Here is a 20097-nt window from a genome sequence, read left to right as displayed (position 1 = left end):
GAAAATTAGATTATACTATTTTAATGGACTCTCGTATTTGGAGGGACAGGTGCTAGGTATGCTATAATAGAACCAATTTGAGAGTAGAGGAGATCATAGAAACAATGTATCCGCCGCGATCGCGTTCTAGACAGAAGAACAAACATAAGAGCAAACGTAAGCGCAGAACGGCCTGGATGTGGGTCAATGCAGGTCTACTTCTGTTGATTATTGTGGCGCTCAGCTATAGTTTTATGGATGACAGATTCAAGGGAAGTTCTGAGCCACCTCCAGTGGCGCAAATGACGGCTTCGCCTACGCCGGATAGTACTGCTCAGGAGACAGCACCTATAGTGACTGCAACGCCTGAAGCCACGGAGTCTCCCATCCCTTCTCCAACGGTAACCCCGGAAGCTACACCTACACCAGAGCCAAAGAGAGAAGAAAATGTTGAAACACAGGCGCCTGTACCAACTGAGACCCCTTCGCCAGATGAAGGTAGCTCCCAAGTCGCAGATGGTGGTTCTGTGTCTGGACTTCCATCAGATGACCAGGCTTCTGGCAATACAGTGACCTTGAATTTTGGTGGAGATGTTATTTTTTCGGGGAAAGCCGGGGAATTGCTCGAAAAGAAAGGTTACGACTATTCGTATGCCGCGCTCGATGGAATGTTCAAGAAGGATGATCTTACGATTGTGAATCTGGAGACTCCTGTGACCACGGGTGGGGTTGGCGCCGCTAATAAGCAATACGTATTCAAAGGCTCGCCCAAAGCACTAGATGCTCTTAAAGCAGCCGGAGTGGATGCAGTAAATATGGCGAACAATCACACGCTTGATCAAGGGGAGGAAGGCCTGCGAGACACGCTGAGTCATCTCTCGGAAAGAGGCATTCCTTATGTTGGTGCTGGACTCAATAGTAAAGAAGCATTCTCAGCGCAATATTTTGAGCGTAAAGGGATTAAGATCGCCTTGCTGGGGTTCACACGGGTGATTCCTGCATCTGATTGGATGGCGGGAAAAAATAAACCCGGGCTTGCTTCAGTATATGATAGTAGAGAAGGACTTAAAGCGATTGCTGCAGCTAAACAAAAAGCTGATTTGGTTGTCGTAGTTGTCCATTGGGGTAAAGAACGGGTAGAGCAGTTCGATAATACTCAGCAGACCCTTGGACGTAGCTTTGTCGATGCGGGAGCTGATCTTGTCATTGGTGGTCACCCACATGTATTGCAAGGTGTGGAGCCATACAAAGGCAAGTGGATCGCCTACAGCACTGGTAATTTTATTTTTACGAGATCAACGGTACCTGCCACTTGGGAAACTGCTGTTTTTCAGGCGGAATGTAGTAAAAAAGGTCAATGCTCATTACAGCTGAAGCCTATGACTGCTGAGCTAGCTCAGCCTGTGCCCATGAATCAGGTGAACGGACAGCTTTTGCTGAAAAAAATAGAGTCTTTATCTGCTGGTCGAGTTAAGATCAACAGTGACGGCAAAGTGACTCAAGTTACAAAATAGGGTTCCTGGGAGGTCCTTATGATGAACAATTTATGTGTTGCCCATCGGGGATTTTCCGGTAAAGCTCCGGAGAATACATTAGCAGCGATCCGGATGGCCATTGCCATGCCTTTTGTACACTGGATGGAATTGGATGTCCAGCTCTCCAAGGACGGTGTTCCTGTTGTCATTCATGACTTTACACTGGACCGTACAACCAATGGTCATGGTAAGGTGAGGAATATGGATTGGGAACATATCCGGCGTCTCGATGCGGGTAGCTGGAAAGGGCGTTCTTTTCGGGGAGAGCGGGTGCCTTCCTTGGAAGAAGTGCTCTCTTTAGCCTCCGGTAGACTTCGTCTCAATATTGAACTGAAAACAGTGGGCAATATGTATCCTGGCATCGAACAGAAGGTGACGGATCTTATTTCCTCTAAAGGCATGCGGGACGACGTGATTTTGACCTCTTTTGACACAGATGTGTTGAAAAAAATCAAGGAAATAGACCCCCGCTTTCGTACAGGCTTAATTTTTGATTCAAGGTTTGGTAATCCTGCTCGAAGGCTGCATGAACTGGAGTGTTCTCTTTTGTCGATTAGCTTCTCGCGTTTAAATCCTAGATTGGCTAAGGTTTTGACGGAGCAAGGTGTGAAGATTATGGCTTGGACAGTGAACAAAGGAAAAGAGATGCGTCGCTTAGCAGATATGCATTCTGATATAATGATTTGTACAAACCGTCCGGATATCTGGGGCGATACATTTCTAAATGTATAAATAATCCAATTCGATGGGAAAGAGAGCTGATTGTCTGTGTGCGCTGCTGTTAATAATTTGTATTGTGTTGGACGGAACTACAAGCTACATGCGGAGGAATTAGGAAATAATGTCCCCGTAGAGCCACTCATTTTTTTGAAGCCCTCACATGCGGCGGTTTCCCTCGATAAAGCAGTCATTCAGCTTCCAAAGGATTCAGGTCAGGTTCATTATGAAGGAGAACTTGTGCTACGGATCGCGCGTGATTATGTACCGGGTATGAGCGTGGAGGATTTGGTGGATGTTATGGCTCTGGGACTGGATTTCACACTGCGTGATGTGCATAATGATCTGCAGAAGAAAGGTCTGCCTTGGACTCCGGCTAAAGGCTTTAAGAACGCTGCTCCACTCACACCTTACATTGCGTTTCCTGACAAGGAAGAGCTGGAAGGAACGGATTTCACGGTTTTAAAAAATGGTGTTGAAGTTCAGCGAGGTAATGTTAAAAATATGATTTTTTCGCTCCAAAAAATTGTCGATTTTATCGCTGCGCGTTACGGGCTGGGTAAAGATGATGTGATATTCACAGGAACACCAGAAGGTGTAGGCTCTACCGTATCAGGAGATTCGTTTGAATTGTACTGGGGTGACAAGCTGATGGGGACTTGCCTGATCGGCTAAAAACATCTGTTGGAGATGAATCTATGTTATGGATTATCGGCGCCCTTGGCGCTTTGTTAGTTGCGGGGGCGGCTTATAGGAAACAATCCTTAAGCCTTTCCGGCATGCTTGCCGCGGTAGCCATGGGGACCATTTATTTTGGTGCTGGAAATGCCTTTTGGTTTGGAATATTGTTGGTTTTTTTCATCTCTTCAAGCCTGTTGTCTAAGCTTCATCATGATAATAAGGCAGAGCTTGAGCTGACTTATGCCAAGACAGGTCGCCGAGATGCTGGGCAGGTCTTTGCTAATGGTGGGCTTGGGATGGTTTTCGTTCTATTGAATGCGATTGTTCCGATGGAACATTGGGAATTTTTATTTATCGGCGTTATGGCAACGGTAACCTCTGATACATGGGCTACGGAGATTGGTACACTCAGCAAGAAGCTGCCTCGGTCTGTCCTGACAGGTAAAATACTTCCTGCCGGTGCCTCAGGTGGCGTATCAAGCCTGGGTACGCTGGCCGCCGCCGCAGGAGGTGCACTTATCGGTGCATCTTCATGGCTGCTACGGATGATATCTGGCATGCCAGATCAATCCTTCTTGTTGCTTACATTGGCAGGACTCACAGGTGGACTTGCGGGTGCGTTCACGGATTCTATTCTAGGGGCAACCGTTCAGCTGATGAATCGTTGCACCGTTTGCGGACGCGAAGTGGAAAGTACACATCACTGCGGTAAAAAGGTTGAATACGCACGTGGCTGGAAGTGGATGACTAATGATGCAGTCAATGCTATTAGCTCTATCGTCGGAGGGGCTATTGCCTTATTGTGTGGGATGATGTTTTAAAGGAGGAACCGATGAGCAGCACGTCCAATCATAAACATACTGCCATTCTGGATGCCGCATATGAGCTCTTCGGTTCAGGTGGATTTTACGAAACGAAGATGTCGGAAATTGCGGTTCAGGCCGGAATTGCTAAGGGCACCGTTTATTTATACTTCAAGAGTAAAGAAGAATTGTTCATGGCGGTAACGCGCCGGGATTGTGAGGGATTCCTTCAGCAATTACAGGAAAAGCTGAAGGCTAGTGATACTTTGGCAGGTAAACTGTCAATTATCGCCAAACATCATCTTTACTATTATTATGAGCGTAAGCGACACACGAAGCTCTTTTTCCGCGCACCGAACAATAACCCAGAGCTTGTGGCGTATATGACACTTTTTATGGAAGAATATATGCAGGCAGTGGTGAAGGTATTGCTGGAGGGCGGAGTGTCTGAGCCTGAGCTTATGGCGCAGTCCTACATAGGGATGTTGGATCGACTGAAGATGGATATTTTGTTCGATCCATCTTTTAAGGAAGAAGATGCGTATAAACGCGCTGGTTTCGCTGCGGGTCTTTTTATTAAAGGGGCTATGGATTACTTGAATTTAGGTCAGGATGATAGACCGGTGGAATAGCAGCTTCATGCTGCGACCGGTTTTATGAAAATATAAGGCAAGCGAGGAAATAGCATGAATATTATGACCGTGGAACATCTTTCCAAAAGTTATGGAGAGAAAGTACTTTTTAGTGATGCTTCATTTGGTATGGACGATCGGGATAAAATTGGTTTGATCGGTGTGAATGGAACGGGTAAATCAACGTTTTTACGTATTATTGCCGGTCTGGATACCCCGGATGGTGGGCAAATTGCGATCGGAAATAATGTTCGAGTGCAGTACTTAGCACAGAACCCTCCTTATGAGCCGACAAATACAGTACTGCAACAGGTCTTCGCCGGAGATGATCCAGATCTTGCCATCATGCGTGAGTATATGGAGATCATGTCTCGCCTTGAAAAAGAGCCAGGTAATGCAGAACTGGAAGGCAAACTGGTGCGGATTGGGCAGGCTATCGATGCAGCAGGTACTTGGCATTTGGAGAGTGAAGCTAAGAGCGTACTTACTAAGCTGGGTATAGTGAAATTCGATGCGCTGATGGATACGCTGTCTGGTGGTCAACGGAAACGTGTAGCACTTGCGGCTGCCCTGATTACTCCATCTGAGCTTCTTATTCTGGATGAGCCTACGAACCATATTGATACGGACTCCGTGGCTTGGCTAGAGCAATATTTACAGAAACGGCGCGGCGCTCTCTTAATGGTAACGCATGATCGTTACTTCCTGGAGCGTGTCGCAAGTGTCATGCTAGAGCTGGACGGAGGAAAGTTATACCGTTATGAGGCCAACTATTCCCGTTTTCTAGAGCTAAAAGCCGACCGTGAAGAGCGTGAAGCCTCTGCGGAGCAAAAGCGTAAGAACCTGCTTCGTACGGAGCTTGCTTGGATTCGTCGTGGAGCTAAAGCACGATCAACGAAACAAAAGGCAAGAATCGACCGTTTTGAGAAGCTGAAAGAAAGTACAGGAAGCAGTTCGAACGGTTCGCTGGATATTTCGGTGGCATCCACACGTTTGGGTCGCAAAATCATTGAAATCAATGAACTGTCGAAATCGCTGGATGGTCGTCAGTTGATTAAAGATCTGACCTATATTGCTGTACCACAAGATCGCGTAGGTATTGTAGGTCCAAATGGTAGCGGTAAATCAACACTTCTGAATCTGATTGCAGGTAAGCTACAGCCGGATAAGGGTGAGGTTCAGCTTGGCGCGACGGTTAAGTTGGGTTACTTTACGCAAGAACATCAGGATATGGATGACAGCATGCGAGCTATTGAATATGTGAAGGAAGAGGCGGAAGTCATACGTACAGCTGATGGTAGCGTCATTACGGCAGGCCAAATGCTCGAACGCTTCTTGTTCCCTCCTGCGATGCAATGGACGCCGATTTCCAAACTGTCTGGTGGCGAAAAAAGACGCCTCTATCTGCTTCGTGTATTGATGGGAGCACCAAACGTATTGCTGTTGGATGAGCCTACGAACGACTTGGATATTGGCACGTTGGCTGTTTTAGAAGACTATCTGGATGAATTCCCGGGCGTCGTCTTTACCGTATCCCATGACCGTTATTTCCTGGATCGGACTATAGACAAGCTGATTGCCTTTGAAAATGGAGAAATTCGGCTTCATGTTGGCGATTATACGGAATATGAAGAATGGCTGGCCAAAAATGTTCCTTCACGCAATGCAGAATCGAACAAAGATGACGGTAATGCAAAGGGTAAAGAGACTACAGAAACAGTCAGTAACACAGCGGCATCATCAGCTTCCAAGACCAAACTCAAATTCAGTTTTAAGGAACAGCGTGAATATGAAGGAATTGACGAGCAGATCGAGCTTGCAGAACAGCGCTTGACTGATATTAGTGCGGAGATGGAAGCAGCGTTTGCTGACTCTGGGAGACTGCAGGAGCTAGTGGAAGAGCAGCGGCTTGCCGAAGCCGAGCTGGAGCGTCTAATGGAGCGCTGGACCTATCTGAATGAGCTTGCAGAGAAAATCGCTGGTAAAGCATAAAACGGATTGTCCATGTGTGACAATAAGGGAGGGCTCAGTTTGGAGAATCAACTTGTGGAAGCTGTAGCCCTGCGAAACGAAGGTAAAGCTGAAGAAGCCAGAGTGATGCTGTTAGAGCTATATGAGCAGAATAGTAATGATGCAGAACTTCTGTATCAATTAGCGTGGACGCATGATGTGCTCGGTCTGGAACGCGAGGCAGTACCCTATTATGAGAAAAGCTTAACACTAGGCTTATCAACGGAGCAGAGAGTCGGCGCTCTATTGGGACTGGGCAGCACCTACCGAACACTCGGAGAATATGAGAATTCCAAAGCAATATTGGAGCAGGCCATTCAAGAGTACCCAGAGAATAAGGAATTTCCGGTGTTCCTTGCAATGACCTTGCACAATCTCGGAGATCATAGTCTGGCTATGGGGATGTTACTAAAATTGCTGGCTGAAACCTCAGCGGATGAAGGAATAAGAAGTTATAGTAAGGCCATTTCATATTACTCAGATAAGCTGGAGCAAGTCTGGGATTGAATAAAATCACAAAAAGAAGCGATCTCTAATAGTAGAGTATCGCTTCTTTTTGCTTTATTTCGTTCCGTCCACCGCGATCATTTGCACCACGGCACGAGAGTCGCCAGGTAAGATGATTTCATCAGCATTCATCTGTGAGGAGCCATCACCATCTAGAAAAATACCTTCGAGACCTTCAGCAGGCACGCTCTGTAGGATGGCTGAACGGAACTCTGCCGCCGTCGAGAGTGTTGGCGTAACAATCAGCCACAGCTTGCCATTATCGTCATACAGCATGCCTGAGCGCATTCGTTTCTCATCCGAATAAGGAAGATGTTCTTTCGCTATCACATCTTCCCAGAGATCCTCATCTTGCAGATTCATACTAATGCCGCCTTGCGCAAAATAATGCTGGCGATCCGTAACGTTCAATTCTTCTCCCGATGAGACGACCTGTACGGAAAAGCTACGACTGGCACCATCCCAGACCAGGGTTCCGCGCGCATATTTAGCGTTAAACCAGCCGGAGCCGTACGCCTTTTTAACACCGTTAGTGGGGATATCATTCATGATGGCAATGGATAGAAGTGCATCTCCATAGAAGAAACCTCCATTAATCCCATAAGCAATCACTTGCTTAAGGGGTGCACCAGCGGCTCTGAGTTTAATATCTTCGGGTGAAAGTGACATCATATAGAGTTGAACATTTTCTGGACTCACGGTCTCTAAATAAGTGTAAGCGTGTGGAAGACCATCAAAGGGATTTTCCTTGTGGCTTCTGGAAAACAGGAACATCGAGATTGCTGATGCTGCTATCATGAGCAGCAGAAGTGAGACTATCAGCCATTGTCTACGTCTCCAGAGCTGCTTTAACTTGCCAGTGCTTGCCTCAGTTAGTGCCCACATAAGCAGCGAGAAGCTTAGCAGTGTTTACTACAGCTTGCTTATGTGTACGTTCCATGGAGTGGGAGGCGTGTACGCCTGGGCCGATCAGTGCGGCACGAATATTATTGCCGCCTCGAAGGGCAGCGGAAGCATCGGAGCCGTACATTGGATAGATATCAACGGCATAAGGAATAGCAAGTGCTTCTGCCAGCTCAATCAAACGGCCAGTCATAACATAATCATAAGGGCCGGAAGAATCTTTTGCACAGATGGACACATCGGTTTCTTTACAGCTAAGATCGTCGCCCATGGCGCCCATATCGACTGCGATCATTTCATTAATCTCGCCAGGAATCCAAGCTGTGCCATGTCCCACTTCCTCATAGTTGGAGATGAGGAAAGAAAGGTTGTGGAGCGGTTTCCAACCTTCGCGCTTCATGCTTTCCAGCAGGCCAAGAAGGGCAGCAACGCTCGCTTTGTCATCCAGATGTCGGGATTTAATATACCCGCTAGGTGTAATCACCGCACGTGCATCGAAGGAAATGAAATCACCAACGGAGATGCCTAGCTTAAGTACATCTTCTTTGTTAGATACTAGCTCATCAATCCGTACTTCCATGTTCTCCTCTGAACGTTTGAAATCACGAGCATCTGGATATACGTGAACGGATGGATGGCTGGTTAAGATGGTTCCAGTATAGGTTCTGCCGCTGCGGGTATGGATCACACAGTATTCGTTCTCGATGCTGTGCATAGTGAAGCCACCAACAGAGGTCAGTCGCAGTGTACCATCAGATTTTATAGAGCGAACCATGCCTCCAAGTGTATCCACGTGAGCGCTGATGCCGATAGTACGGGAAGGATCTAGGCCTGGGACGGTTAGAATTACGCCGCCTTTTTCATTCCAGCTTAGCGGTACATTTAATGCTGCCGCTTCTTCGGCAACAAGGTTCATTACTTGTGCTGTGAAGCCGCTGGGGCTCGGTGTATCCAGCAATTTTTTTAGGATTGAGAGTATGTAATCTTCGTTTGGTTGAATAGTAATCATTAGTTAAGTCCTCCTGTCAGGCCATCATTGTCTGTGTTAAAAGAATCTAAAGAAGTGTCGGCATCACGAAGTTTGGTTAGCTCAGCATTTAAGCTTTTAATTTGTTTTTGTAGTTTGTACTGGCGAAAAATACCGTAAGAACCCACGATGATTCCACCAATTAACACGCAGCCCAGAATAACTAGGATCAGCGGTATATTAACTACATCAAAACCGAAATTGACTTGAACGGGATCCACGTTGATGACTGCAAATATGGCTGTTAGCAGCGCAAAGATTAGACCTGCAATTAAAGACCATTGAATTCTCATTGAATTCTTCCTCCTCAGGGGATATAACAGAATAAAATCCCTTGCCCAAATAGGGCAAGGGATTAATGCAATACTAAGCTCTCTGCCTTATTTGGTCAACTGTTCCATTTGAGCGATAACATCTTCGAAGACACTCATCGCTTCGCGAATCGGCTCAGGAGAAGACATATCAACACCAGCTTTAGACAGAATATTAATGGAGTAGTCACTGCCGCCACTCTTCAGGAAGCCGAGGTAACGATCTACCGCAGGTTTACCTTCTTCAAGAATTTGTTTGGCAAAGCTAGTCGCTGCTGAGAAGCCGGTTGCGTATTTATAAACATAGAAGCTGTTATAGAAATGCGGAATCCGCGCCCATTCCATCTCGATATCCTGATCTACAACCATTTCTTTACCATAGTACTTAACATTCAGGTCATAGTAGATGCTCGAAAGATCTTGTGGAGTAAGCGATTCACCTTCTTCAACACGCTGATGAATGATTTTCTCGAACTCAGCGAACATCGTCTGCCGGAAAATCGTTGTCCGGAACTGATCAGCATAGTAGGTGAGTAAATACATTTTTTCTTTAGGATCTGTAGACTTTTTGAGTAAATAATCCATTAGCAGCGCCTCGTTAGTAGTAGAAGCAACCTCTGCTAGGAAAATCGTATATTGCGCATCCCGATAATTCAGAGCGTTATCCGAAAAATACGAGTGTAATGCATGGCCCATCTCATGAGCCAGTGTAAACATACTGTTTAAATTATCATTATGGTTCAGCAGTACGAAAGGATGCGTACCGTATGGCCCCCAGCTGTAAGCCCCGGACCGTTTATTCTCGTTCTCATACACATCGATCCATCCGTTGTCGTAGCCTTTTTGCAGCACATTCAGATAATCTTCACCGAGCGGTTTGAGACCCTCTTTAGTGATTTTCTTGGCTTCTTCATAGGTGATATCTAATTTATATTCATCAACAAGCGGTGCAAACAGATCATACATATGTAACTCATCGACACCCAGCAGCTTCTGACGCAGTTTCATATAACGGTGCATCAATGGAAGGCTTTCGTGAATCGTATCAATCAAGTTGGTGTAAACCTCTTTAGGAATGTTATCACCATAGAGTGACATTTCCATTACAGAAGGATATTTGCGAATTCGTGAGTAGAACACATTTTTATTCACATTCGCGCTAAGCGTTGCTGCGATAGTGTTCTTCTGCTTACGGTAGGTATCGTAGACTGCCTTAAAAGCATTTCGGCGAACCTCACGGTCGTTACTTTCGAGAAACTTGATATAGTTGCCATGAGTCAGCTCAACTTCTTTGCCATCCTCATCTTTGATCTTAGGGAATTTCAGATCCGCATTGTTCAGCATACTGAAAATATTCTGAGGTGCTTGAGCTAAATTTCCGACCTGAGCTAGCAGTGCTTCTTCAGCTTTAGAAAGCACATGGGCTTTTTCACGTTTCATTTCAGTTAAGGTGAATTTATAAGCGGATAGGTTCGGATCAGCGATGAACTGGTCCAACTTCTCAACTGGCAACGCCAGAATTTCTGGGGTTACAAAAGATAAAGCTTCACCTGCTTCAATACCAAGCTTTTTCGCTTTGGAGGACAAAGCTTGAGAGTCAGGATTAGCTGTGTCTTCATCTTGACGCATATGTGCATACACGAAGAGTCGTTCAGTTAGGATGGACAGCTTGTCATCCATTTCAAAACATTTTTTTAGAGCATCCGCGGAATCTAGTGTACCCTGAAAATCCGCAGCTTTTTTGATTAAGGATTTAGCTTCAGCAAATTCTGCATCCCAATCCTTCTGAGAAGCAAACACATCTTCAAGCTTCCAACGATTCTCAGCAGGTACTTCGCTTCTTTTCAATAATTTTTCCATAGAAACCCTCCTAGAATGATGAGATGTAGTAGGCATAATCTCCCTCGGCAATACTGTAGATGATAAATCACCCGGTAGCAAGCTGAGCACAAGTAGAAGAGGGATGGACTTGGGTGAAATAGGCATAACATCCTCCTCTTGAAAGTAGAGTCGGCTTATTATGCCCTATTAAGTCCTGATTATTAATATTTAGTCTTCTTTAAATATATGAAAGTATAAGTTAGGCCAATAAGCTATAAATAACAAAGATGAAGGCGAACAGAATCATAATGACTGCAGTTAAGGCCATGCCCCGCTTAAACTGCGGCGGGACACGATCCTTGGTCATAATTAGAACTGCGCCTAGACATAAGACTAGGACAACATAAATCGCGATATTTTCTGTGTTCATGTTCTGTTATACCTGTTTGAAGGCTGCGATGATATTTTTGTACTCTTCTTCATTATCTTTATAAGATTCTTTGTTGAATCGGTTGTTCACCCACTGCATCATAGCTGGACGACTAAGGAAAGTATGTGTTTCTTCTCCCCATTGATCGGAGATTTCGCGAAGTACAATATAACGTCCTTGAACTTCTACCGTCATCATATTCCATTTGTCTGTTTTGTATATTTCATGTTTTTTGATCATTATCATTACCACCCTGGCGATTTTTGGCTTTTGGCTCAATGATAACGCACTGGTCAAGGGAAAAGCAAATTAAATCACATATTTAAAGATCCAGATAGATTGATTTGAGTAGAAGATTGCAGTATAATATAGTTATACGCCATATATGGCGGTTATTTTTAGGAGGTTGTTCAATTGAAAGGTACAGTAAAATGGTTTAACGCAGAAAAAGGTTATGGTTTTCTTCAAGTAGAAGGCGGCGAAGATGTATTCGTACACTTCTCAGCAATTCAAGGTGAAGGATTCAAAACTTTGGACGAAGGTCAAGAAGTAGAATTCGATATCACTGATGGTAATCGTGGACCGCAAGCTGAAAACGTAGTAAAATTATAAGAAACGGCAAAGACAGTTAAGCTGTCTGCTATAAATATATAATTTACTTGGCAAGCCCTTGCAAGAGTGGTTACCAACTATAGAACACAGTTCTTTCGGGAACTGTGTTTTTTTACGTCTAATAGACATCAATTTAGATGAAAGGTCTTTGCATTCCCAAGTGAAGGGATAGCAAAGACCTTTTAATATTTTTGAGTATCAGAAGTGTTCTATTATAGGGAAGCTTTTTTGTTCTTATTCTTGAAATAGCGCATTGAATCTCGATGGGTATCCAATAAATGCTGTCCTAAAAAGCCTACAAAAGCAAGAAGGCTGAAGCCAACCGCTACCATATAGAAGGTGAAGCGTCCAGCTTCCTGATAGATCATTCCACCAAATGTACCACTTAGAAGTCCAGCTGCACTTGACCAAACAACTGTGTAGATTGCAAGACCGGTTGCTCGGAGACGATCAGGAATAATCCGAGTGATATAACGGACACATGTTACAAAAAAGACGCCAAATGTCAGGCTATGCAAGGCTTGAATCGCGATTATAGAGCCTGGGTGATCGGCGAGCGCCATTAGTAGAAAGCGAAGGGCATACATGAGACTGGCTAAAATTAATAAGGGCAGTTCTTTAAATTTGTCGCCGTATTTGCCGAGTATAAATAATACAGGGATTTCACTTAGTGCCGAGGCAAGTAATGCCCAACCGATCACTTCCTCACCAGCGCCCAGGTTCTTTAAACTGATGGTGAGAAAAGCTTCGTTCATTCTATGGCCCAGTGCGAGTACAAAGACACATCCGAAGAACCACAGCACTTCTTTTCGCAAAAGAATATCTTTAAGCCCATGCTCTTTCTTGCCTGGTTTGGTAGTAACAGCTTTCTGATTGGGGAGCTCTGGAACAGTTTTTTTGACATCCTTTAGGCCAATTGTAATTAGAAGTGCGATTATAATGATAATAATACATAAGGTAAGACTCCAAGTAGCACCTAGAGCTCTAAGCGCATACCCGACGGTTAAAGCAAAGAAAGAATAGCCTAATGAGCCAAATACACGAATTGTAATGAAGTTTCGTCCGTGTCGCTCCGCAATTTTGATGGCCATTGTATCAGCAAGCGGAAAAACTGGGTAATAGAAGAAGTAGAAAAAGGACAAAATAAGCATAACGGAAGAAAATTCGGTCGCTCTGGCTAATAGAAGTCCGGTAACTAATTGCCCAGCGAGTAAAATAAACATGATTTTTCGAATGGTACCTAGCTTATCGCTCATCATACTCCAGAAGAGATTGGATAGGATGGAGATGAGGGGACCGAGAGAATACAAGTAGCCCACCTGAGAACTGCTAAACCCTAAATGTGTGTAAAATAAAGGAAAGTAGGATACTACAAGAACGCTAGTGCCATAAATCGTAAAAAGAAAGGAACGAAGCCAATTCTGATCACTGTAAGGGCTTCCGGTCCGTTTTGAAAACATGAAAGTGCACTCCTCTGAGATTGAAATATGGCTAGTATAGCATAAAGCAATAGAGGGTTATGTGTTTTATTCTTGAATTGCGTTATTTCTGAATCTTTCATAATTTTACGAAAGTGATTTTGTTGTTTGTACAAATACGTCTGATCATATTATAATAAGTGGTGATTTGGATAAGGAGACAACAATGTGGAGGCACTATCATTGAGTGAATTAGAGCAAGGCCGTTACCTTAGCCCGCGTGGCCCTATTGGGCTTATGAACAGGGTCTATAAGTACGTGCTGCCAGAAGTGAGAGAAAGTCTGGACTTCTGGCGCCAAGATGCGAATGGGATTCCCGATCCCGAGCTCCGGAAGCAAGCACTTGCCAGCATTGAAACAAAGGAGTTTCACTGCATAGGTGGAGGTATTTATGCCGCCGGCAATTTATCGATGAGACATATACTTATTCCGCTTATTGTTGCTTATCAAACTATCAGTGATTATCTAGATAACTTATGTGATCGCAGTACTTCGCTTGATCCTGCAGATTTCAGGCTGCTGCATCAATCTATGCTGGATGCCATTGATCCAAACGCTGAACCTGTCAATTATTATGCGCTTCGCGATGAACAGAATGACGGCGGGTACTTGTATAGGCTAGTTCGAAAATGCCAGGAGATGATCTCTTTGCTGCCAGGTTATTCCGCTGCTGCAGCGGAGATTCGTGATTTGGCTGTGCTGTATACAGATTTGCAGGTATATAAGCATATCCGCCCGGAACACAGGGAAACAGCCCTGAAGGAATGGTGGGAGCAGCAGGGTAGCCGTGCTCCGCATCTGCATTGGAACGAGTTTGCAGCTGCAACGGGCTCTACTTTAGGCGTATTCATGCTTTTTCTATCTGCATGTGATCCGAAGCTAAGTAAGTCTTCTTCGGAATCGATTCGAGCTGCATATTTTCCACATGTTTGTGGATTGCACATTATGCTGGATTATTTGATTGATCAGGAAGAGGACCGAGCAGGCGGCGATCTTAATTTCTGCAATTATTATGACGACACGGATACCATGTTAAGTCGGATCGCTTCCATGGTTGAGTGGGCCCGTAAGGATGTACGTGAACTTCCGGAATCATCTATGCATCGTATGGTGATTGAGGGATTGCTGGCACTTTATTTATCTGATCCGAAAGTTAGCGAACAGCGGGAAGTTCGCACTGTGTCTAAAAGCCTGATGAGAGGAAGTCCGCTTACAAGGCTGTTCTTCTTCGCTAATAGCCGCTGGATACGCAATCGTTTTTTGTAACAAGGCTGCGAAGCTTCATCTATACAACAGATGGGGCATTGCACAACTTTAAGGAGGAACAACAGAATGTCAAAAATCAAAAAAATTGCAGTACTGACTAGTGGTGGAGATTCACAAGGTATGAACGCCGCTGTTCGTGCGGTTGTAAGAAGCGCACTTTATTATGGCATTGAAGTTTTTGGAGTTCAACGTGGATATCAAGGTCTTCTGAATCGCGATATCTTCCCTATGGATCTTCGCAGTGTTGGTGACATTATTCAACGTGGGGGAACCATTCTGCAATCTGCAAGATGTCTGGAGTTCACAAAACCAGAAGGTCAGCAAAAGGGTGCAGATATTCTTAATGAAATGGGCATCGATGGCCTAGTAGTTATAGGCGGCGATGGTTCTTATAAAGGTGCTAATAAACTAAGTAAACTCGGTATCAAGACGATGGCATTACCGGGAACTATTGATAATGATATTTCCTACACGGATTACACCATTGGGTTTGATACAGCAGTTGGTGTCGTTGTAGATGCTATTAACAAGCTGCGTGACACGATGTCCTCCCATGAGCGTTCTTCCATTGTAGAAGTTATGGGACGTCATTGTGGAGATATCGCGCTACATGCAGGTCTGGCTTCTGGAGCAGAAACAATTCTCGTGCCAGAAATGCCATATGACTTGAATGAAGTTGCGGATCGTATGCGCGACAACTTTGTCAGAGGTAAACGTCACAGTATCGTCATCGTTGCAGAAGGTGTGGGTAAAGGCGAAGATGTGGCCCAAGCGTTGAAAGATCGTCATGCTTCTCTGGATGCACGGGTTACTGTACTTGGACATATTCAGCGGGGAGGAACACCAACACCTGGAGACCGGAACCTTGCTAGCCGTCTTGGTGACTTTGCCGTTCGTAAACTAATTGAAGGTGAGTCTGATAAAGGTTGCGGTATCATCAAGGGAGAACTAACCCTTACAGATATCGATCTTGTAGTGAATACGAAGAAAGACTTTGACGTGGAGTTGTACGAGCTTGCATCCCGTCTTTCACAATAATTAACACACAAAAAAGGAACAGCTGCGAATTTCGCACTGTTCCTTTTTTGTATTCTTTTGATTATTAGTGATGTGCTTGAGCGTCTGCATATTGTGTGGCATAACGGCGTTGAACTTTAACAAGCCGAGTCAAGAGTAATGTAGCCCCAATCGCAAGGCCGGTGATCAAGCCGATCCAATAACCATAAGCTCCTAGATCCGTATAAGTAGCAAGTACATAGCCTGTAGGAAGCCCTATAACCCAATAAGCTATAAAGCAAATAATGAAGGCTGGATTAACATCCTTATAGCCACGAAGTGCTCCTTGTGTAGGTGTTGCAATCGCATCGGAAATCTGGAAAAAGATCGCATAGATTAAGAAATGCTGAATTAATGAAATGACATCAGGTTCATCAGTGTATAAACCAGCTACATGATGGCCGGCAAATAAGAGCAGGAGTGCAGTTGCCAGGGAGAGGATAGCCGCAAGTCCAATTCCCATAATGGCATATTGACGGGCATCCTTTTGCCTGCCGGATCCAGTCTCGAAGCCGACGAGAATGGTAAGGCTCATACAGATACTGAGCGGAATCATATATAACGTAGTTGCAAAATTAATGGCTGCTTGATGAGCTGCAATCGTTACAGTATCGAACCGACTCATCAACAAGGTTACAGCGGAGAAGACTGCAGTTTCAAAAAAAATCGAGAAGCCAATAGGTACACCGATCTTCAGTAGATCTTTGAAGCTTTTTAGCGATATAAAGAAGAACTTTCGGAAGATTCTAAGGCTTGCAAAGGGTTCTACCCGATAAATGAACAGCAGGGCAACCGAAAAAATTACCCAGTAGGTGATAGCTGATGCCACTCCAGCTCCAACACCACCAAGTCGAGGAAACCCGAATTTTCCGAAGATTAGTAAGTAGTTCAAACCAACATTCACGGGTAGGGCTATGAGTGTGATCAACATGGACACTCGTGTTTGTCCCAGAGCGTCTATACAACTACGGAGAACTGTATATCCAAACAGCGGGATAATTCCGAAGGAGATCGCACTTAGGAAACGAAATGCAACATCTCTTACAGTCGGCTCTAGATTCATAAAATTAAGGATAGGTGACAAGGCGAAGCTCCCGATTAGTAAGACAATTACAGAGACGATCAGTGATAACCAGATTCCCTGTGTGACTTGATAGGCTACTTCCTTTTCTTTTTTGCTTCCGATGAGCTGAGAGACGATGGGGGTAATCCCCATAAGGATTCCACTTAAGCCCGTTTGAATTGGGATCCAGAGACTGGTTCCTATCGCCACACCTGCCAGATCGGCTGTACTAAACTTACCTGACATGTTTGTATCAAAGAAGGTTATCGCTGACAAAGCAATCTGTGTAACCAGAATTGGAAATAAAATATGAAAGAATTGTATTGCTTTTTGTTTTAAAGAGGTGGTTTGTATCATCGTTCTTTGCCTCATTCTTTGTTGGTTTTTAATGATTACAGTAAAAGTTCCCTTTTTCTCCATTAAAAGACCCGGCAAATGCCGGGTCTTTATCTTTATATATCATACCTGATTTCAATTATACATAATTAGGGCTATATACATTATTTCTCATAATCGACATCGGAGGTATATCGGTTATTGGCGTTCCAGAGTAGAAACTCCTCTACATTTTCATCTTTTAAAGCGCGTATTTGATCTTCCACCTGTTTTTTACCGTATTTAATATAATGACCTTTACCGAGCCAGCTTGCTGTAAAATCTTGAATCCAAGGACGAATAACAGGTTTGTAGCTGCCTAGAGGATCAAGCTTCTTATGGGTATCAACCATGGAGCCTTTAATGGTAGCATACGGATCTAAGTCAGGCTCTTTCACTCCAAACCATCCTGTTGAATAATGACTCGGATAAATCATCGGGCTGATGACATCCACATTCTTGGATATTTTAACGAAGTCTTGTCCTATGCCCTCAGCAGGAGCAGATGCGGCATATCCAAAAATATCTACGGATACACGAACACCAAGTGGAGCAAGCTCTGCTTTTGCGTATTTTACAAAATTAGAAATGATATCTACGCGAGAATCGCTAGTTTTGGTGTATTTAAGTGTGTCTGCACGTTTTTCGAATCCTTCAGGAAAGCGCACATAGTCGAATTGAATTTCTTTAAAGCCGAGTTTGACAGCTTCTTTGGCGATATCGACATTGTACTTCCAGACATCTTCATTATAAGGATTAACAAAGCTATCGCCGCCTTTATTCTTCCATACTGTGCCGTCTGCATTAACAAAGGATAATTGCGGATTCTTTTTGGCAAGTATAGAGTCCTTAAAGACAACAATTCGAGCGATAGGATATACATCATGTTTATTCAATCTTTCCATCAGTTTGTTGATGTCGCCAATAAATGGCTGCGGATTACCGAGTTTCTGAAGTTCAGGATTATCGGTTTTATACGTGATGTAACCTGCATCATCCTTAATGTCGATGACCATAGAATTTAGTTCCGTCTGATCAAGTAAAGAAAGAAGCTTTTCCATTCGTTCTCCACCGGCACTGTATGCGGTAACATAGATGCCTTTTACTTTTGGCGCATCCGGCTGAGGATCTGCGTGTAGCATGCTTTGTGAGTCATTTGCTTCTGCTGTAGCATTTGGAGCTGGAGTTGAACCATTTGAATTATTATTTTGCGTAGCGATGATGGGGGGATTCATGGCGGACTTCAATGCAATTGCCACTTCAGCGTCATGTTGATTCTGTTGCACGCCTACACTTCCCAAGGCCATCATCAGTAGAGCCCAGGTGATGTTCATTCGTATTCTCTCCCTTTATGTACATTTCCTAAATTATATAGGAACGGTTGCTTCTAAAAAGAACAGTGTTGTAATAATGTTGGCTCAGATCGGGTCTGAAAATCCATCCTTGATGTATATAACCGGGACGCACAGATTCTAAACGTATTGTTAAAAAGTAAATGCCGCCTCAAAACGGCAACATGGCCGAACTTAAGGCGGCAACTATCAAGACTTCTCTTGCGGCTTACTCATTGAAGATACGCAGAATTCTGATGTTCACAGATACTGTAATGGATGATATCCATGGCATCTGCAGGTTCCAGAATACTAAGCCCGTCACGCAGAACGATTACGGAATTTAATTCGTCCTGTTTGAGAAACGGCATCATATCAGGATACCACCTCATGACGATTGCTGACAGCTTTACCGTTTCCATTTCCACAAAAATCACCCTTTCCTTTTTCGATAGGTCTGAATGGAATTCAGTAATCATCGGAAAACGAAGTGCTTGGAAAAAAGAGGGGTAAATCTCAATCTTTATGAAATTGTTAGGGTTCTGCGTGATTATAATATATCACAATTCTGTGATTGGTGCATTTTCCAAATTAATACTTTTCATTGCCAGTTTTTATCTTTTTCGGAAGGAGCCCATAACACCAACTGTCTCGACAATATTTACAAATGCTTGAGGATCTGTCGTGCGGATAATACGTTGCAGTTCAGCAAGTTCGTAGCGGGTTGTTACTGTCATTAGCATGTCCTTTTCAACATGAGAATAAGCGCCTTCTGTTTTAATCTTTGTGACACCGCGTTGAAGCCCCATTAAGTGCTGAAGGAGCTCATCTGTACGATTTGTTACTATATATACGGTTACCTTTAAATGGCTGATGTGAATCATGTCCAGTACCTTACCAGTTACGTATATAGATACCATCGATGCAAGAGCCAAGTTCCAGTTGTTATCAAAATATGCCGCGGCAAGAATAACGAGTCCGTTTAAGCTAACCACCACGTTTCCAACTGGGAAATCGCGGAATTTAGTGATGATGGATCCCAGGATATCAAAACCTCCGGATGAACCACCTGCACGGAAGCTGAAGCCACAGCCAATACCGACCAGCACTCCACCAAATACAGAAGAAAGCAGCATATCAGTAGCTACCAAATATTCGGGAATGATCGTCAAGAACCAGGTTGTTGCCACAACGGATAACATGCTTAGCATAATAAATCTCCGGCCTAGCTGGAACCAACCAGCTACAAGCAATGGAATATTAAAGAGAAAGTACAAGAGGCTTATGTTTAGTGGTGTAAAGTAACCCACTAACATCGAAAGCCCGGATACTCCTCCGCTGAGTAAGCGATGAGGGATTAGAAAAAGATTAAATCCACTGGCGATCAACGCTGCCCCAAAAATAACTGCAATACAATTCCAAATCTGTCTTAACAAGCAAATCCACCTCTATAAATAAATTTAAAAATAAACCATGTATGCAATGAAAAGAAAGGAACCCACTGGTATTCCTACTTAGAGTTGTGATATAATGTACAGGATATTCTTGAGTAGGACGTTA

At 44.1% G+C, this 20097-nt stretch carries 21 protein-coding genes; 10 read left to right on the top strand and 11 right to left on the bottom strand.

The genetic code is table 11. The annotated features are described in order from the left end of the window. The first annotated feature begins 104 nt into the window (after positions 1–104). The 7 genes from MKX35_RS24285 to MKX35_RS24255 are packed head-to-tail and all read left to right on the top strand — an operon-like array spanning position 105 to position 6864. Entirely contained in the window at positions 105–1493 is a 1389-nt protein-coding gene (locus tag MKX35_RS24285) for a CapA family protein (RefSeq protein WP_076283182.1), read from the top strand. 21 nt (positions 1494–1514) lie between these two features. After that, positions 1515–2246, top strand: coding sequence for a glycerophosphodiester phosphodiesterase (locus MKX35_RS24280; RefSeq protein WP_076298546.1), 732 nt, complete (start codon positions 1515–1517; stop codon positions 2244–2246). A gap of 36 nt (positions 2247–2282) precedes the next feature. After that, positions 2283–2906: a fumarylacetoacetate hydrolase family protein gene (locus MKX35_RS24275; protein ID WP_042186808.1), complete on the top strand. Its 624-nt coding sequence runs from the start codon at positions 2283–2285 to the stop codon at positions 2904–2906. 23 nt (positions 2907–2929) lie between these two features. Next, a complete protein-coding gene (locus MKX35_RS24270; RefSeq protein ID WP_076298545.1) occupies positions 2930–3733 on the top strand; it encodes a DUF92 domain-containing protein in 804 nt (267 codons plus the stop codon). Positions 3734–3744: 11 nt separating this feature from the next. Further along, positions 3745–4347 (top strand): TetR/AcrR family transcriptional regulator, encoded by a 603-nt coding sequence (locus tag MKX35_RS24265; protein ID WP_076283179.1) that lies wholly within the window; start codon positions 3745–3747, stop codon positions 4345–4347. Positions 4348–4401: 54 nt separating this feature from the next. Then, positions 4402–6339 carry an ABC-F family ATP-binding cassette domain-containing protein gene (locus tag MKX35_RS24260; protein WP_076298544.1) on the top strand — a complete coding sequence of 646 codons (1938 nt, stop codon included), beginning with the start codon at positions 4402–4404 and terminating at the stop codon, positions 6337–6339. 12 nt (positions 6340–6351) lie between these two features. Then, positions 6352–6864, top strand: a complete 513-nt coding sequence (locus tag MKX35_RS24255; RefSeq protein ID WP_076283177.1) for a tetratricopeptide repeat protein — start codon at positions 6352–6354, stop codon at positions 6862–6864. Between the two features lie 54 nt (positions 6865–6918). On the opposite strand, the gene MKX35_RS24250 is transcribed toward MKX35_RS24255, so the two are convergent. The 6 genes from MKX35_RS24250 to MKX35_RS24225 form a co-directional block, all read right to left on the bottom strand. After that, the gene (locus tag MKX35_RS24250) at positions 6919–7749 is read right to left on the bottom strand and encodes a hypothetical protein (protein WP_076298543.1); all 831 of its coding nucleotides are present in this window, start codon (positions 7747–7749) and stop codon (positions 6919–6921) included. Beyond that, on the bottom strand, positions 7733–8773 hold the full coding sequence (locus tag MKX35_RS24245) for a M42 family metallopeptidase (RefSeq protein WP_042193612.1): 1041 nt from the start codon (positions 8771–8773) through the stop codon (positions 7733–7735). Before MKX35_RS24245 ends, MKX35_RS24250 begins: the two co-directional genes overlap by 17 nt. A gap of 2 nt (positions 8774–8775) precedes the next feature. Continuing rightward, positions 8776–9087 (bottom strand): LapA family protein, encoded by a 312-nt coding sequence (locus MKX35_RS24240; protein ID WP_076298542.1) that lies wholly within the window; start codon positions 9085–9087, stop codon positions 8776–8778. Between the two features lie 87 nt (positions 9088–9174). Further along, positions 9175–10965 carry an oligoendopeptidase F gene (pepF, locus tag MKX35_RS24235; protein WP_042186822.1) on the bottom strand — a complete coding sequence of 597 codons (1791 nt, stop codon included), beginning with the start codon at positions 10963–10965 and terminating at the stop codon, positions 9175–9177. A 220-nt stretch (positions 10966–11185) separates the two neighbouring features. Further along, positions 11186–11356 carry a hypothetical protein gene (locus MKX35_RS24230; protein ID WP_167348490.1) on the bottom strand — a complete coding sequence of 57 codons (171 nt, stop codon included), beginning with the start codon at positions 11354–11356 and terminating at the stop codon, positions 11186–11188. 6 nt (positions 11357–11362) lie between these two features. Then, positions 11363–11596: a hypothetical protein gene (locus MKX35_RS24225; protein ID WP_036689271.1), complete on the bottom strand. Its 234-nt coding sequence runs from the start codon at positions 11594–11596 to the stop codon at positions 11363–11365. Between the two features lie 174 nt (positions 11597–11770). On the opposite strand from MKX35_RS24225, the gene MKX35_RS24220 reads away from it, so the two are divergent. Further along, the gene (locus tag MKX35_RS24220; protein ID WP_042126303.1) at positions 11771–11968 is read left to right on the top strand and encodes a cold shock domain-containing protein; all 198 of its coding nucleotides are present in this window, start codon (positions 11771–11773) and stop codon (positions 11966–11968) included. Between the two features lie 212 nt (positions 11969–12180). On the opposite strand, the gene MKX35_RS24215 is transcribed toward MKX35_RS24220, so the two are convergent. Continuing rightward, positions 12181–13428 carry an MFS transporter gene (locus MKX35_RS24215; RefSeq protein WP_076283175.1) on the bottom strand — a complete coding sequence of 416 codons (1248 nt, stop codon included), beginning with the start codon at positions 13426–13428 and terminating at the stop codon, positions 12181–12183. A gap of 201 nt (positions 13429–13629) precedes the next feature. On the opposite strand from MKX35_RS24215, the gene MKX35_RS24210 reads away from it, so the two are divergent. Next, positions 13630–14712, top strand: a complete 1083-nt coding sequence (locus MKX35_RS24210) for a tetraprenyl-beta-curcumene synthase family protein (RefSeq protein ID WP_076298620.1) — start codon at positions 13630–13632, stop codon at positions 14710–14712. A gap of 66 nt (positions 14713–14778) precedes the next feature. Next, positions 14779–15750 carry a 6-phosphofructokinase gene (pfkA, locus tag MKX35_RS24205; RefSeq protein WP_042126307.1) on the top strand — a complete coding sequence of 324 codons (972 nt, stop codon included), beginning with the start codon at positions 14779–14781 and terminating at the stop codon, positions 15748–15750. A 64-nt stretch (positions 15751–15814) separates the two neighbouring features. On the opposite strand, the gene MKX35_RS24200 is transcribed toward pfkA, so the two are convergent. The 4 genes from MKX35_RS24200 to MKX35_RS24185 form a co-directional block, all read right to left on the bottom strand. Further along, complete coding sequence (locus MKX35_RS24200; RefSeq protein ID WP_076298541.1) at positions 15815–17188, bottom strand: MATE family efflux transporter; 1374 nt, start codon at positions 17186–17188, stop codon at positions 15815–15817. Positions 17189–17331: 143 nt separating this feature from the next. Then, positions 17332–18540 carry a putative glycoside hydrolase gene (locus tag MKX35_RS24195; protein WP_076283173.1) on the bottom strand — a complete coding sequence of 403 codons (1209 nt, stop codon included), beginning with the start codon at positions 18538–18540 and terminating at the stop codon, positions 17332–17334. A gap of 230 nt (positions 18541–18770) precedes the next feature. Beyond that, positions 18771–18959 (bottom strand): hypothetical protein, encoded by a 189-nt coding sequence (locus tag MKX35_RS24190; RefSeq protein ID WP_036689649.1) that lies wholly within the window; start codon positions 18957–18959, stop codon positions 18771–18773. Positions 18960–19151: 192 nt separating this feature from the next. Continuing rightward, positions 19152–19973: a YitT family protein gene (locus tag MKX35_RS24185; protein WP_076283172.1), complete on the bottom strand. Its 822-nt coding sequence runs from the start codon at positions 19971–19973 to the stop codon at positions 19152–19154. Positions 19974–20097 lie beyond the last annotated feature (124 nt).

The organism is Paenibacillus sp. FSL R5-0923 (genome assembly GCF_038009145.1).
Taxonomy (GTDB): Bacteria; Bacillota; Bacilli; order Paenibacillales; family Paenibacillaceae; genus Paenibacillus_AQ.
Note: the sequence above shows the minus strand (reverse complement) of the source record. Positions and strands in the feature narration are given on the sequence as shown.

Coding starts and splice junctions, on each gene's coding strand:
- pfkA (WP_042126307.1), top strand. CDS start 14,779: ATGTCAAAAATCAAAAAAATTGCAGTACTGACTAGTGGTGGAGATTCA.
- MKX35_RS24260 (WP_076298544.1), top strand. CDS start 4,402: ATGAATATTATGACCGTGGAACATCTTTCCAAAAGTTATGGAGAGAAA.
- pepF (WP_042186822.1), bottom strand. CDS start 10,965: ATGGAAAAATTATTGAAAAGAAGCGAAGTACCTGCTGAGAATCGTTGG.
- MKX35_RS24250 (WP_076298543.1), bottom strand. CDS start 7,749: ATGTGGGCACTAACTGAGGCAAGCACTGGCAAGTTAAAGCAGCTCTGG.
- MKX35_RS24190 (WP_036689649.1), bottom strand. CDS start 18,959: ATGGAAACGGTAAAGCTGTCAGCAATCGTCATGAGGTGGTATCCTGAT.
- MKX35_RS24280 (WP_076298546.1), top strand. CDS start 1,515: ATGAACAATTTATGTGTTGCCCATCGGGGATTTTCCGGTAAAGCTCCG.
- MKX35_RS24270 (WP_076298545.1), top strand. CDS start 2,930: ATGTTATGGATTATCGGCGCCCTTGGCGCTTTGTTAGTTGCGGGGGCG.
- MKX35_RS24255 (WP_076283177.1), top strand. CDS start 6,352: ATGTGTGACAATAAGGGAGGGCTCAGTTTGGAGAATCAACTTGTGGAA.
- MKX35_RS24200 (WP_076298541.1), bottom strand. CDS start 17,188: ATGATACAAACCACCTCTTTAAAACAAAAAGCAATACAATTCTTTCAT.
- MKX35_RS24195 (WP_076283173.1), bottom strand. CDS start 18,540: ATGAACATCACCTGGGCTCTACTGATGATGGCCTTGGGAAGTGTAGGC.
- MKX35_RS24285 (WP_076283182.1), top strand. CDS start 105: ATGTATCCGCCGCGATCGCGTTCTAGACAGAAGAACAAACATAAGAGC.
- MKX35_RS24265 (WP_076283179.1), top strand. CDS start 3,745: ATGAGCAGCACGTCCAATCATAAACATACTGCCATTCTGGATGCCGCA.
- MKX35_RS24240 (WP_076298542.1), bottom strand. CDS start 9,087: ATGAGAATTCAATGGTCTTTAATTGCAGGTCTAATCTTTGCGCTGCTA.
- MKX35_RS24225 (WP_036689271.1), bottom strand. CDS start 11,596: ATGATCAAAAAACATGAAATATACAAAACAGACAAATGGAATATGATG.
- MKX35_RS24230 (WP_167348490.1), bottom strand. CDS start 11,356: ATGAACACAGAAAATATCGCGATTTATGTTGTCCTAGTCTTATGTCTA.
- MKX35_RS24215 (WP_076283175.1), bottom strand. CDS start 13,428: ATGTTTTCAAAACGGACCGGAAGCCCTTACAGTGATCAGAATTGGCTT.